This window comes from Peribacillus sp. NPDC096622 (genome assembly GCF_044762665.1).
Lineage (GTDB): Bacteria > Bacillota > Bacilli > Bacillales > DSM-1321 > Peribacillus > Peribacillus frigoritolerans_B.
On record NZ_JBIWES010000007.1, the window covers coordinates 50,432 to 65,345 of the forward strand.

A 14,914-nucleotide genomic window follows, 5' to 3' on the forward strand; every position below is an offset into this window, starting at 1 on the left:
CTATACTATTACAGCTATGTTTGATAGAAAGATAGTAATCTAAAGTAATGAAGGATGGGAATGGATTGACTAATCATAGCCGAAAACCGGCATATATATATACGTTTACGTGCAGCCCTGACGAACGCTCATTATCTAAAATGGAGATGCGCTCGTTCTTTGGTTTTGAGACTTCAGGAAATATTTTGAAAAGTGATATAGCAATTGAACCGAGCAGGAGCCCTTTTATAAAAGGGCGGGTCGACATCATGTTTGAAGGGGAAAGCATATCCGAAATCGTTGAGCAAGTGAAGGGGATTCATTTGCCTGATTCGACGTTCAAAGTATTATTCGTAAAAATTAATGATTTGAATAAAGAAGCAAAAATAGATTATGATGGACAGCGTGAAATTGAACGGGAGATTGGGTGGCACATTCAGGGAAATGCCGATGTACGTAATCCTGATCAGGTCTTTGGAATCGTACCCCTTGGCGGACGTTGGTATTTTGGGAAGTATGTCAAACCTGAAGCGGTTTGGTTAAAACATATGAAGAAGCCCCGTGAATATTCAACTGCGCTTAGCACAAGAGTGGCAAGGGCCATTGCCAACATTGCCGTTCCGCATCCGGATGGAGTGAAGGCAATTGATCCATGCTGCGGAATTGGAACGGTATTGGTAGAAGCCCTGTCGATGGGGATCAATATTGATGGCCGTGATATCAACCCGCTTGTTACCGACGGTTCCAGGGAGAACATTGCCTATTTCGGACTAGAAGGTGATGTAACTACAGGTCCGATTTCGGAGGTCACCAGTAAATATGATGTCGCGATTATCGATATGCCTTATAATTTATATACACATGCGACGCCGGAAGATCAGCTATCGATCCTTAAGCATGCCAGGGGCTTTGCTGACAAAGTCGTCGTCGTAACGATCGACACGATGGACCATATGATCGAAGAAGCAGGATTTGAGATTGCCGATCGCTGTGTGGCCAGGAAAGGCATTTTTTCCAGAGAGGTTGTAGTGTGTGTATAAGTTTCATCAGCAAGAAAAGGCCGAAACCTTTAATTGATATGGACTTACCCTTTCAAGTAGACAACTAAAAAAGGCTGTGCTGCCAACTGGCTTCGATATTCAACCGGTGCCAGTTGGCGGACAGCCCCCTTTACAATTAAGTTTCAAAATTGACTAGATTCCGGGTGTAGATGAACTTTCAGGAATTTTTTCATAGTCGGATGGATTAAGATTATGAACCGATCCATCTGTTACACCATTGATAATACCCATTAGCCCCGTTTCAACCGTTTTTACGAGCTGGCCTTTCTCTTTTTGCCCAAAGTTTTGTGTTTGACCACTAACCTCAAATAGAACCGTCCCACTTCCGTTTAAAGCAAACGTCCCTAAAGCAGTTCCTGGTAGGTCGATAGATTGATCGTATAATGAAATATTTGTAAAAACTGAATTCCCTTTTGCTTGCAGTGCGTCATACGCACTAAGTGTCAGCTGACGGGAGAAATCATATTTAAAATTATCTGCATACTCTGCATACTTAGCCCCTTCTGGAGTGCTTGGGTTAGGAACGAATTTTCCTGATATTGACATGGTTACGCGCTCATCAGTTCCTTCGATATATGGAAACCCTTGGTGATGAAGATCGATAAAAACATCCACATTCCCGAATTTCGATTTTAACCCTTTATATGTGTCACGTAACGTTTGCGCTTCGGGTGTAATAAACCAGCCCGGCTTTTCAGATGCCCCCGGGAAGTCTTGAGGCTTTGGTACATAGTTTAGGTCAGGATTAAAGTCTCGATTAACATCAAATCCTGGTTTGCTAGCATAGTCGTCTCCCGATCTGGGAGTAGTATAATAGTTCCAAGTAGGTTTCACATTAGAAAGTTGGGGGAATTTCCCTATAACCTCAGACCATGTCATCTCATTTCCACGACGATCAAGCTCTGAGCCGTCTACGTTCATCATTGGAATAGCAACAATAGTTAGTTCATCAAGCACTTTCTTTACCTCAGGTGAGTTACTTTGACCAAGGTTTTTAAGAATGTTCAATAACGCAACAGTTCCAGTTTTCTCATTTCCATGAATTTCACTTTGAATAAGAACGACTTTGTCACCATGACCGACAGTCACTTTTTGAATGGAACGCCCCTGATTGGTTTTTCCAGCCACTTCTACATTGATTTTTCCTGCACTCGCTTGCTCAAGTTGATTTAAATTTTTTACCAGTTCTTCATAATTAAGGAATGCTTCGGTTGAAAGATTGGTTCCACCTGTCGGATTTGGTCCTCTTTCAGCTAAGCTGACATTTGGGCCAAGTAAAGCTGCGGCCACTACTGTTGAACTTAAAACCTTTAAAAATTTCCGTTTCACATTCATTCCCCTATTCTGAAAATATTTAATATTCAGATAAAATATTCTTCATTTTCTACCCGTTTTCCTGTTCGATTGATTAAAACACCCAATTAGGCCTATGTATTTCAGATTCAAGTGATTACATATTTTTTCTAGGCATAGTAAAGTCCCATTAAGTGTGAGTGTATCATCTACAAATATCCTTTTACACTTTCCACATGAGTGGGACTATAACAATTTTCGATTTTTTGATATCATTTAGCTTGATAATGAACTACATTTTCAACGAGTCGTTTAGTGACCTTCCCCTGATATTCTAAATAATCCAAATGGCCGATGATTTCTGACATGACGAGCGGGAATTCTGCTATATACTTTTGTTTGTAAAACTCCTTTGCCAGTTCATTGCCGGTAGAAATTCCGGTTTCTATCAAGGCCAGGATTTTTTGTGATTTCCTCTCTATGCTTTTGAGTCTTTTTTCAATCAGATGACCAGGTTGTTCAATGATGTTACCATGACCAGGAAAGAGGAGATCCACCTGTAATGCTAAACAACGATTTAATGAGTCGATATGATCTACAAGAGTCAGCATTCTATTACCTTGTTCATCAGGTTCGACCAAGGCATTGCTTGATATATGTTCAATCAATAAATCACCGGCAAGAAGCCGTTTCCCTTCTTGGTCAAGGAAAGCAATTTGATCCGGGGCATGACCGGGAAATTCGATCACTTCAAAATTCAGCCATTGTTTTTCCGTGATTGCGATGATGTCACCATTCAGTTTTTGATCTTTATTATTATCGACCGCGTTGAATAGGTAAGCCACTTGTTTATCTCCAAGTTCACCACAGCCCATCTCAAGGTATAGCTGTTTATAAAATTCAATTCTCATACTTAAGAAGTCAGGGTCCCTTTTTAAACGGGGAATGGATTTAGAATGGGCATAAACGGGAATCGGATGGAGGTCAGTAATCCTGTTGACCAAACCAACATGGTCTCCATGGTGATGGGTTAACAAAATTTCCGTGATGTCCCCAACTGTAAATCCATTTTCGTTTAATGTTTGCTGCAGTGCATTCCAGCAAACGTCATCATTCATACCTGCATCAACTAATGTTAAAGATTCATCCTGTTTAACTAAATAAAAGTTTATACTTTTTAAAGATAAAGCGCTTGGAGCTATAATTGGATAAATTTTAAATGTTGTATTCGTTTTCATGAACGTCCCATATCCTCCTAAATCGAGATAAACTTCTTCTGGAAAATTGCGATATTACTAATGAACGAATAGATTTAAAGGGTTATTATTCTATGATTAGTAGAATGAACTGAAACTGTCAAGCGGAAGCTTCCAGGTAATCGGGAAATTTAATACCTAAGATTGATTGGAAATGGATGGTCTATTTATCCAGTTTATTTTAAAATTAAATAAACAAGCCAGTAATTTAGCCAATATTCTTTAAGTTTAATTAATGTGTAATGAAAACCGAAGGCGGCGAATGGTGCAAGAATGCGATCTATTGAATGAAATGTATAGGAGGTTATGGTTTGAAGCCAAAAATTTATATTACAAGGAAATTGCCAGAACAAATCATCGAAGGTGTTAGTCGGAAATATGATGTCAGGATGTGGGAGCAAGAGGATATACCGGTCCCTAGAGAAGTCCTTGTAGAAGAAATGAAAGAAGCCGAGGGGCTGCTTTGCTTATTGACGGAACAAATCGATGAGTCACTGATTGAACAGGCTCCTAATCTGAAAATCATCGCGAATATGGCAGTGGGCCATAATAATATTGATGTTCAAAGCGCAACAAAACGGGGCATCATGGTGACGAACACACCGAGGGTTTTAACGGAAACGACAGCTGATTTAACCTTCGGGTTACTGCTTGCAACGGCAAGAAGGATGATGGAGGCAGAAGATTATTTGAGGAGTGGAAAGTGGGAAACATGGTCGCCGATGCAGCTGACCGGACAAGATGTACATGGTGCAACGCTGGGTATCATCGGATTAGGCAGGATTGGGGAAGCCCTTGCAAAAAGAGCTAAGGGCTTTGATATGAACTTAGTTTATTTTAATCGAAGCCGTAAATATGAACAGGAAAAAGAATTAGGAATCGAATATCAGCCCCTTGAAAAATTGCTCCAAATCTCGGATTTCATTTGTGTCATGCTGCCGCTCACACCGGAAACCACTTATATGATTGGCAAGGAGCAGCTTGCATTAATGAAAGGGACGGCTGTGCTCATAAATACCGCAAGAGGCGGGATTATCGATGAAAAAGCGTTGTACCAGGCGCTGGAAAATCGAGAGATTTGGGCGGCTGGATTGGATGTATTCGAAGAAGAGCCCGTCCCTCTTGACCACCCGCTGCTAACATTGCCCAATGTGGTTACATTACCGCATATCGGGAGTGCTAGCATTGCCACTAGATTGAAAATGGCAGCTCTTGCTGTACAAAACTTGATGGAGGGGTTATCAGGTGATACTCCCCGTAATTTAGTATTGTTGAATAAATCAAAATGACGTTAAAAAGGGGTTCGGAATGGTTTCATCCCGAACATAGTGGGATTTTTATTCTCGGATTTTTCTTTGAGTTTGGCTACAGTCTGAAATGACTCCGAAATGGGGTCATTTTTTTATGGGGAATTGTTGGACCTTTAATAGTTTTTCTTTGGTTCGCAGTATTCTCAAATGATATTTCCTGATATATGATTTGGCATTTTTACAACATTTCGGAGTTTTGGTGCACATGTGCTTAACAGAGTGCTGAAAGGAAGAAACCAATTCAAGTAAAGCATACTTATCGTAAATTGCTCGGATCTTTTGTAAAATAAAGAAAGTCGAGTTTTATTTAGGAAAAACAATTAGTCGAAAGGGATAGGGGTATTAATGATTGAAATGAAGGAAACGTTATCATCAGGCAACGAAATGACTAAATCCAAAAGGCTGTTGATGGCTCTTATGCTGGGATCTTTTGCAGCGATTGGACCACTGTCACTTGATATGTATTTACCAGGTCTCCCTACACTGGCAGAGGATCTGAAAAGCAGTACGTCGTTAGCGCAGCTAAGCTTGACTGCCTGTTTGTTAGGATTGGCTTTGGGCCAAATTTATTTAGGGCCACTAAGTGATGCAAAAGGAAGGCGGTCACCGTTAATCATATCTTTATCCATTTATTGCATTTCATCTCTGTTATGCGCTTTTGCTCCAACCATTGAATTGCTTTTATTATTACGTTTTATCCAAGGTATTGCGGGAGCGGGAGGCATTGTCATTTCAAGGGCCATAGTTCGTGACCTTTTTTCAGGAACGGATTTGACCAAGTTCTTCTCCATGTTAATGCTGGTGAATGGAGCGGCACCGATATTGGCTCCGGTTTTTGGCGGTCAACTTTTGCAGTTCACTTCTTGGCGGGGAGTTTTCATTGTCATTTCAGTATTAAGTATCATTATGGTTGCGGCTGCATTTTTTGGGATAAAGGAAACTTTATCGTCCAATCTCAGGAGTGCCGGTGGGGTAAATGATACTATCAGGACTTTTGGGAACTTAATGAAGGATCGTGTGTTTATGGGCTATGCTTTTGCACAAGGATTCATAAGTGCCGCAATGTTCGCTTATATTTCCGGATCTCCTTTTGTTCTCCAGAACATTTATGGGGTTTCCCCGCAGACCTTCAGCCTGATTTTTGCAATAAACGGAATTGGAATCATCATCGCTTCACAAGTTGCCGGGAAGCTGGCAGGAAAGGTAAAAGAAGAAAGACTGCTTCAAATGGGGTTATGCCTAGCTTTGTTTGGTGGAATATTACTTCTTGCCTCAGTCCTTCTCGAAATGGGGTTGGCAGGAATCTTGGTCGCTTTATTCCTCTCCGTTTCCAGCGTCGGTATTGTCGGTACAACAAGTTTTTCTTTAGCGATGCAAAATCAGAAAAAAACAGCAGGCAGTGCTTCGGCTTTAATTGGCTTGCTTCCCTTCATATTAGGATCACTAATGGCTCCCCTGGTGGGATTAGGTTCAGGTGAGTCACCCTTGCCGATGGGAATTGTGATGGTAAGTTGTCATGTCATAGCCATGTGCGCTTATTTACTCCTCGCCCGTCGAGGGTTAAGGCGAGTTGCTTAAAAAGGAAAAGCTGAAATCCAGATGCGGATTTCAGCTTTTTGCCTTTTTGAATCATAATAGTGATTCTGCTCCATCGATATAAACTTCCGTACCCGTAACATGGGAGGACATGTCTGATGCTAGGAACAATACAAGATCGCCAGCTTGTTCGGCAGTCCCCGCTTTCCTCGCCAGGGGCTGGGAGCCTTGCGGATATTCAATGGGAATCCTGATTTTCTTAAGGTTTTCTTCTTCCGGGAATGTATTATCGTCAATGTTCGTATCGATGGAGCCGGGACAAATGGTATTTACCCTGATTTTATATCTTGCCAATTCGAGTGCAGCCATTTTCCCGAAAGCGACTTGACCGGCTTTGGATGAACTATAAGCGGAAAAACCAAAATTCTTGAAATATCGGTTTCCATTGATGGAGCTGTTGATTACGATGCTGCCACCCGTTTCCTTCATGTAGGGAATGGCGTATTTGATGGTGAGAAAGGTGCCTTTGAGGTTGATGGTATGTGTTTGATCCCAATCTTCTGGCTTTATGTCTTCAATAGGGGCAATCACTCCGTTGATGCCTGCGTTTGCGAATACAAAATCAATTTTCCCAAAATGTTCATAGGCCGTTTTGTAGGCATGTTCAACTTGCTCAGCCTTGGAAACATCCGTTTTAATGATTAAAGCCTCTCGACCAAGGTTCTCCACTTCTTCCTTCACTTTTTCGGCATTTTCGATTGTACGGTCAAAAAAGATGATGTTCGCGCCGTTTTCAGCTAGTTTCAGTGCGGCACCCCGGCCAATTCCTGATCCTCCGCCGGTAATGATGGCAACTTTGTTTTTCATTAATTCTGTCATACACTTCACACGCTCCTTTTAAGTTTTCTTTCCCATTTTGGGAGTATGTAGAAACATCATGGCAGTTGTAATATAGAAAAATTATAAACGAATATTGCCTGAAAAATCCAATTTAAACAATTGCGAGTGTTCATTATACTTTGTTTTTCAGTGAAATGTCTGTATATTGAGGACATGATTAAGTTCGCTTGAAAGGGGATAGGATGTTGATAAGATTAGGGGTAATAGGTACAAATTGGATCACGGAACGATTTTTGGAGGCTGCAAAGCATGTAGAGGGTTTATCGTTATCCGCCGTGTATTCCCGTACAGAGGAGAAAGCCAAGGAATTTGCCAATAAATACGAAGTACATACGACTTTTACGAATTTAGAAGCAATGGCCAGCAGCGATGAAATCGATGCTGTATACATAGCAAGCCCTAACTCTCACCATTGCAGGCAAGCCGTGTTATTTTTACAAAATAAAAAACATGTATTATGTGAAAAACCAATGGCCTCGAATGCGGCAGAAGTAATGGAAATGATTGAAGCTGCAAAACAAAATGATGTGCTATTGATGGAAGCGATGAAATCGACCATCATGCCGAATTTCGAAAGTATAAAGGGCAATCTGGATAAAATCGGGAAGATAAGGCGTTTCTCGGGAAGCTTTTGCCAATATTCATCACGTTATGATTCATATAAACAAGGAACTGTGCTGAATGCATTCAATCCTGAATTCTCCAGTGGCTCTTTAATGGATCTAGGCGTTTACGTCCTCTATCCACTTGTTGTACTGTTCGGTAAACCGAATAAGGTACAGGCAACAGGAACGATGCTCGAATCAGGAGTTGATGGGCAGGGTACGATTCTGCTTTCCTATGATGAAATGGAGGCAGTCGTCATGTTTTCCAAGGTTACTGAATCCAATTTGCCATCGGAAATTCAAGGTGAACGTGGAAGCATCATCATTCAGAAAATTTCAGGACCGCAAGCGGTGGATATCCAGTATCGGGATGGAACCACTGAAAATATTTCTGTTAAACAGGATATGCCTACCATGTATTATGAAGCGAAAGAATTTGTTGATTTGATACAGCAGGGGAAAATGGAATCCGATATAAATTCATATTCGAATTCACTGTTGACTATGGAAATCATGGATGAAGCAAGAAAGCAAATCGGCGTCGTCTTTCCTTCAGACCATGGACAAGGCCAATCATGAAGGGTGAAAATGGATGTTACTGATAACCCTTAATTGGGTAGAATTCAGTACAGGGATAATTTTATTGTTGGGGGAATGGACATGAAGTGCAAAATAAATCGCAATGCAGCAAAGGTCTTACAAAAAATGCTGAGCACTGAAGAAGCCGAAGGGAAAATGATTCGTGTATATATCACCCATATGCATGGCGATCATGCCCATTATGACATGAAGCTTGATACACCGGCAGAACATGATGAAATCGTCAAAACAGATAAAGATATCGATATTTTGCTTGATTCACGTGAAGAATTTCTGGATGGTGTCTGGATTAAATATTTTTATGTACCTGAAGAAGGCTTTGAAATCACGAATCCTTCTAAAGAACCGCATGGACATCATCACCACTAATAGTAAAGGGGGAGGATTGGCATGAATCAAAAATACGAAAAGATCTTTCAACCATATATATTTCCATCAGGGGTAGAAGTGAAAAATCGTATCATGATGGCTCCTATGACCACTTATTCTTCGGATGACCAAGGCGTTGTAACCGATGATGAACTGGCCTATTACGCTGAGCGCTCGGCTGGTGTAGGTGCGGTGGTCACGGCATGTGCCTTTGTATCTGCTGGTGGCAAGGGATTCCCAGGCCAACTTAGCGCAGATGACGATTTCTTTATCCCATCCTTGAGAAAACTAGCTGAAACGATTCAGTCCAACGGGTCAAAAGCGATCCTGCAAATATATCATGGAGGACGACAAAGTCCGCCTGAATTACTGCCTGATAACCAACCTGTTTCTGCAAGTGCCATTGCTTCCAGCGAGGAAGCACCTGTACCGAGGGAAATGAGTGAAGATGAAATACAAGACGTTATTAAGGCATTTGGCGAAGCAACAAGAAGGGCCATCGAAGCAGGATTCGATGGTGTGGAAATCCATGGTGCCAATAATTACTTGCTGCAACAATTCTTCTCGCCACACTCGAACCGTCGTACGGATAATTGGGGTGGAACACTGGGAAAACGATTGTTTTTCCCGCTTACCATTGTGAATGAAGTCGAGAGAACGGTTGCCGAGCATGCGGAAAAGCCGTTTATCATCGGCTACCGCCTTTCTCCTGAAGAAGGCAGCGATCCTGGAATCACTTTAGATGATACGATCCAATTCGTTGATAGATTAGCGAATCAAAACCTTGATTATCTACATATATCGGTAGGTCACTTCTGGAATGGCTCATTCCGTGAGAGTGATAGGACAAAGTCGCGCATCGTTAAAATTTACGAAAAAGTAGGTAATCGTATCCCGGTGGTCGGTGTAGGTTCACTGCATACACCCGATGAAGTTGCAGAAGCCATGGAAACGGGTGTCCCTTTTATCGCCCTTGGCCGTGAACTTCTTATGGAACCGCATTGGATTGAAAAAATCAGGTCTGGAAAAGAAGCGGAAATACGGACTACCCTCTCAAAAAAAGATCAGGAAGAACTGGTCATTCCAGATCCGCTTTGGGAAAAGTTGATTGGGATAAAAGGTTGGCTCCCGGTTGTGGAAAGATGAGCCGACATCTTGAATATTATGAACCCGTCCTCCAAAGGTGGACGGGTTTTTAATGTGTTCATATGAAACTAACAACTAGATGTAAGTCATTCATCCTTTGCTAAAAAAGGGAGATTGATTCTGCAGAATTATCGTCTTTTATTTTATCTTGATTTATTCATTCCATCATAGTAAATACTATCTTTTATGTTTAAAGTTTATGCAAATATGAATGAAAGCAATATAATCAAAAATATTTGTACCAATGAATAAAATATATTATTATCAATTTAATAAGCAGGTATGAAAAAACGGAGGGTTTATAATGAAGTTTCCACACGATTTTTTATTCGGAGCAGCTTCTGCTTCTTTTCAAATAGAAGGGGCATGGGATGAAGATGGTAAAGGTATAACAAACTGGGATGTCTTTTCAAAGATTCCGGGAAAAACATTTGAAGGTACAAATGGGGATGTAGCGATAGACCATTATCATCGTTACAAAGAGGATATTAAATTGATGGCAGAGATGGGACTTGAATCATATCGGTTTTCCATTTCATGGGCACGTATTTTGCCAACAGGTGACGGGGAAATCAATGAAAAAGGCTTGGAATTTTATAATAGTGTTATTAATGAATGCTTAAAATATGGGATTGTTCCATTTGTTACGCTGTATCATTGGGATTTGCCTTTAACGCTTGAACAAGATGGGGGGTGGACGAATAAGCGAACTGCTGAAGCATTCGTCAAGTATGCGGAGATTTGTTTTCGCGCATTCGGAGACCGTGTCAAACATTGGATCACGTTTAATGAAACGGTTATGTTTTGCGGTTTGGGCTATTTAAAAGGAGCGCATCCGCCTGGAATCCAGAACGATGAAAATAAGTACTTTCAAGCGACACATTATGTTTTTTATGCACATGCCAAAGCGGTGGAGGTATATAAGGCACTTAATCATTACGGTGAAATTGGAATTACCCATGTTTTCCTGCCAGCTTACAGTAAAGATGACAAACATGAGAATGTATTAGCTGCTCGACATGCCAATGAATATGAAACTTTTTGGTATTATGACCCAATTTTAAAAGGTGAATATCCCTCTTATGTGGTTGAGCAATTAAATGAGAGAGGCTGGACGCCAAGTTGGACCGAAGAAGAACTGGATACGCTAAAAAGAAATGCGGACAAAAATGATTTTATTGGACTCAATTATTACCAGCCCATTCGCGTGGAAAAAAACCTGGAAGCCGTTTCAAACATGGAGCATTCAAGAGAAACATCAACCCTGGCTCCAGGGAACCCGTCTTTTGATGGCTTTTATCGGACCGTTAAAATGGAAGATAAAACCTATACAAAATGGGGCTGGGAAATTTCACCTCAAGGATTTTTAGAAGGGCTGCATATGTTAAAAGAGCGTTATGGTGATATTAAAATGTATGTTACAGAAAATGGACTTGGTGATGAGGACCCGATCATCGATGGTGAAATAGTGGATGTTCCCCGTATTAAGTATATTGAGGAACATTTAAAAGTGATTAAACGTGCAATCAAAGAAGGCATCCATTTAAAAGGGTATTACGCATGGTCTGTCATTGATCTATTAAGTTGGTTAAACGGGTATAAAAAGCAATATGGATTCATTTACGTGGATCATCATGATCAGTTAAACCGGAAAAAGAAACTGTCGTTTCATTGGTATAAGCATATTATCGAGACGAGAGGAGTAGAGCTGTAAACTGAAAGAAAACCTCTTTTATTTTAATCAAAAGGTTTTGTCAGACCGTAGACAAACTCTATGAAAATCGAGTATGTCTACGGTTTTTTATTGATTTTTAGATTTTGGACGTTGATTTCCACTACAGGCACTCGCTTTCCGCGGAAGGTCCGCCCTCGGCTTGCGCCTGCGGGGTCTCCCCTAGACGCGCTTTTCCCGCAGGAGTCTCGCACCTTCCGTTCCAATCAACTAACTTTAGATAGAAACCCTCTTGTCTACAAACTCAGAAAACCTCTTTATTTTAATCAAGTGGTTTTGTGTTTAGGCAGAGCATGTTTTGAGCAATCTTTCTCAAAACATGCTTTTTCCATTGGTCATTAATCAAGTTTTCTGATATGGGGAATTAGTCCAAAGTTCAAACCTCCTGATTCGTAGTCTGAATCTCCGGCTTCAAATTAACCAGACTGGAAATATGGTCCCGGATTGTAATGTAAATGTAAAAATATGAAAAAAGTTGTAAACAAATGTTAACATTACTAACAATGTACAGTTTTACGTTTTACTGTATAATGTTGAAGCGTGGTAGAGACCATGTCAAATAACCTTACAAAAGGAGATTATATATGACGATTATTTCTTAGTTTTGAAAAGTCCCCCGCATGGCTTGTCCCGTTGAAAAAACCTACAATATTTAGATTAATTTCGATCAAGTAATTCCCTCTAAAATGAAAGAATGTCATTTTTCGTGATGATGCTAGATTCCAATCTTAAAAAACGACTAAGGATGTGAGTTTGAAAAAGATGATAAAAGATTCTAGATTTCAAGGATATAACATAAAGGGTTTTCAAAAGGACGTAACGGCAGGATTGGTCGTAGGTGTTGTAGCCATTCCTTTAGGGTTGGCTTTTGCAATTGCTTCAGGCGTCGAACCGATATACGGGTTATATACGACCATCATCGCTGGTATTCTCATATCGATTTTGGGTGGCTCCAAGTTTCAAATTGGAGGGCCGACCGGGGCGTTTGTTCCTTTATTATTTGGAATCGTTATGCAATATGGGTATGAAAGTCTGCTTATTGCCGGATTTTTAGCCGGAATGATGTTAGTCTTGATGGGTCTTCTTAAGTTAGGCAATTTGATGAAGTTCATTCCCCGTCCCGTCATCATTGGATTTACAACAGGAATTGCGATAATAATCTTTTCAGGACAAATTGCCAACTTCTTTGGCATGAAAGTGGAAAAACATGAAGCGTTCATGGATAACATGAAGGAACTGGTGATTAAAGCAGATACGATCAATCTATATAGTGTGATCGTTGCGATAATATGTTTGGTCGTCATATTGTTGGCACCCAGGCTTCTGCCGCGAGTGCCAGGACCGCTTCTGGGTCTGCTGATATCAACAGTGGCAGCTTACGTTTTATTTTCCGATAAGGTGGCTACGATAGGTTCCACGTATGGAGCGATTCCGAGAGGTTTTCCGGAATTTCAAGTTCCGGAGCTTTCAGTGGAAGTCATTATCACACTCCTTCCCGTCGCTTTTACAATTGCCTTGTTAGGCGGTGTCGAGTCATTGTTATCCGCTACCGTGGCCGATAACATGGGAGGAACCAAGCATGATAGTAATAAGGAGTTGGTTGGTCAAGGAATCGCGAATATCGCGACCCCATTCTTCGGCGGGATACCTGCAACAGGTGCCATTGCCAGGACAGCTACCAATATAAAAAGCGGGGCAGTCTCCCCGATGTCCGGAGTCATTCACGGAATTGTCGTTTTACTGGTTTTACTGGTACTTTCTCCATATGCAGCGCATATACCTTTGGCTAGCATGGCGCCCATATTGATGTTTGTTGCCTGGAATATGAGTGAAAGAAAGGAATTCGCTCATGTATTGAAAACGAAGACGGCGGATTCTGCGGTTTTGCTAGTTACCTTCCTCATCACTGTCTTCACTGATTTAATCATGGGAGTGGGAATCGGCTTATTGATTGCATTCATCACCTTCATTGCAAAAATGAGCCACTCGTTAAAGGTTAGGGAAAGAAGTCATGAGATTGCCGAGATTGTTCCAATTGATAATTCGGATTCAAAGATCAATGTGTATAACTTGGAAGGGCCTCTCTTCTTTGGTTCGATAGACGTCCTGGAGTCATCGATATTGGCGAACTTGGATAATAAGACGAAAGTGTTGGTATTAAGCATGCGCCGGGTAACATATATGGACACTTCAGCAGAGGCTGCACTATTGGCGATCGTTAATCGGATCGGAAAATATAAGGGGAAATTGATCATTTCCGGAATTCAGCAGCAACCAAAGGAATTGTTACTCAGCACTGGGTTGTATCATAAAATAGAAAAACAGCACTTTTTTAAATCGAAGGAAGATGCCCTGTATTTTGCCAAGAAGCAGTTGAAGGGCAATTCGGATAAAGTAGTCTAATAGTTTCATCTTGAAGTCACCTTTTTGGATAGATGTGTTATAGTATCGTTAACAGTAGATTTTTTAAAGAAGGTGACTATCTGGGTGAATGTATATCGGATTGGCCAGCTTGCTGAACTTGCGAATGTTTCGAGAAGAACCATTGACTATTACACACAATTAGGAATGCTGAACTATGAAAAAACTGGGTCAAGATATCGGTATTACACAGAAGATGCTTTAAATCGTCTTCAAATGATTAATCGGTATAAAGAACAGAATATGCCTTTGACTGAAATCAAGGAACGTTTACAAGTCTTGTCTGAAACCACTGTTGATTCTGAGCAAGTGCTATTGATGGTGGACAAGCTATCTACAGACCTTAAAGGACTGGAGAATGAATTGCTGGAATTAAAGCCTTTATTGGAACAGCTCGATGAACAGCAATTAACATATGCTGCACAGCAGCTTTCAGTTCGGGGCAGCTCTTTATTGAGTATCCTTGCCATGCTCGCCTAAGATTTTTGCCGATTTCAACAAAAAGAGACCTGATTGGGTCTTTTTTTGTTGAACTGGTAGTTGAAAACCATTATTTAAAATAACAATTCAAATTCCTGGTGATTACCTGAGCTTTATATACGATAGCGGTACTTTATTTTGGATGAACTGACTCTATAGATCTTTTTTCGACAAGGATGAAGGAGATAAGGGAATGGAAAAAGAAGAACTTACATATCTACTATTA

12 protein-coding genes are annotated in these 14,914 nt (G+C 40.8%); 9 read left to right on the plus strand and 3 right to left on the minus strand.

Annotation, left to right across the window (positions count from 1 at the left end; translation table 11 throughout):
* The first annotated feature begins 47 nt into the window (after positions 1-47).
* Entirely contained in the window at positions 48-1,019 is a 972-nt protein-coding gene (locus tag ACIQYG_RS14285; protein WP_402839009.1) for a TRM11 family SAM-dependent methyltransferase, read from the plus strand.
* Between the two features lie 153 nt (positions 1,020-1,172).
* Here ACIQYG_RS14285 and ACIQYG_RS14290 read toward each other — a convergent pair whose 3' ends face one another.
* Both ACIQYG_RS14290 and ACIQYG_RS14295 read right to left on the minus strand, forming a co-directional pair.
* Positions 1,173-2,369, minus strand: coding sequence for a M14 family zinc carboxypeptidase (locus ACIQYG_RS14290; RefSeq protein WP_402839011.1), 1,197 nt, complete (start codon positions 2,367-2,369; stop codon positions 1,173-1,175).
* Between the two features lie 236 nt (positions 2,370-2,605).
* Complete coding sequence (locus ACIQYG_RS14295) at positions 2,606-3,571, minus strand: MBL fold metallo-hydrolase (protein ID WP_402839013.1); 966 nt, start codon at positions 3,569-3,571, stop codon at positions 2,606-2,608.
* A 329-nt stretch (positions 3,572-3,900) separates the two neighbouring features.
* Between ACIQYG_RS14295 and ACIQYG_RS14300 the strand changes: the two genes are divergently transcribed.
* Both ACIQYG_RS14300 and ACIQYG_RS14305 read left to right on the plus strand, forming a co-directional pair.
* Positions 3,901-4,878, plus strand: coding sequence for a 2-hydroxyacid dehydrogenase (locus tag ACIQYG_RS14300; RefSeq protein ID WP_402839015.1), 978 nt, complete (start codon positions 3,901-3,903; stop codon positions 4,876-4,878).
* A gap of 366 nt (positions 4,879-5,244) precedes the next feature.
* A complete protein-coding gene (locus tag ACIQYG_RS14305; protein ID WP_402839017.1) occupies positions 5,245-6,477 on the plus strand; it encodes a multidrug effflux MFS transporter in 1,233 nt (410 codons plus the stop codon).
* A gap of 51 nt (positions 6,478-6,528) precedes the next feature.
* On the opposite strand, the gene ACIQYG_RS14310 is transcribed toward ACIQYG_RS14305, so the two are convergent.
* The gene (locus ACIQYG_RS14310) at positions 6,529-7,314 is read right to left on the minus strand and encodes an SDR family oxidoreductase (protein WP_402839019.1); all 786 of its coding nucleotides are present in this window, start codon (positions 7,312-7,314) and stop codon (positions 6,529-6,531) included.
* 206 nt (positions 7,315-7,520) lie between these two features.
* On the opposite strand from ACIQYG_RS14310, the gene ACIQYG_RS14315 reads away from it, so the two are divergent.
* From ACIQYG_RS14315 to ACIQYG_RS14340, 6 genes are all read left to right on the plus strand, one after another.
* Positions 7,521-8,519, plus strand: coding sequence for a Gfo/Idh/MocA family protein (locus tag ACIQYG_RS14315; protein WP_402839328.1), 999 nt, complete (start codon positions 7,521-7,523; stop codon positions 8,517-8,519).
* A gap of 81 nt (positions 8,520-8,600) precedes the next feature.
* On the plus strand, positions 8,601-8,909 hold the full coding sequence (locus ACIQYG_RS14320) for an iron-sulfur cluster assembly accessory protein (protein WP_230303648.1): 309 nt from the start codon (positions 8,601-8,603) through the stop codon (positions 8,907-8,909).
* 21 nt (positions 8,910-8,930) lie between these two features.
* Positions 8,931-10,055 carry an NADH-dependent flavin oxidoreductase gene (locus ACIQYG_RS14325; protein WP_402839022.1) on the plus strand — a complete coding sequence of 375 codons (1,125 nt, stop codon included), beginning with the start codon at positions 8,931-8,933 and terminating at the stop codon, positions 10,053-10,055.
* A 304-nt stretch (positions 10,056-10,359) separates the two neighbouring features.
* A complete protein-coding gene (locus ACIQYG_RS14330) occupies positions 10,360-11,769 on the plus strand; it encodes a GH1 family beta-glucosidase (RefSeq protein WP_402839024.1) in 1,410 nt (469 codons plus the stop codon).
* 780 nt (positions 11,770-12,549) lie between these two features.
* Complete coding sequence (locus ACIQYG_RS14335; RefSeq protein ID WP_402839330.1) at positions 12,550-14,190, plus strand: SulP family inorganic anion transporter; 1,641 nt, start codon at positions 12,550-12,552, stop codon at positions 14,188-14,190.
* Positions 14,191-14,274: 84 nt separating this feature from the next.
* On the plus strand, positions 14,275-14,688 hold the full coding sequence (locus ACIQYG_RS14340; RefSeq protein ID WP_252280239.1) for a MerR family transcriptional regulator: 414 nt from the start codon (positions 14,275-14,277) through the stop codon (positions 14,686-14,688).
* Positions 14,689-14,914: the final 226 nt, after the last annotated feature.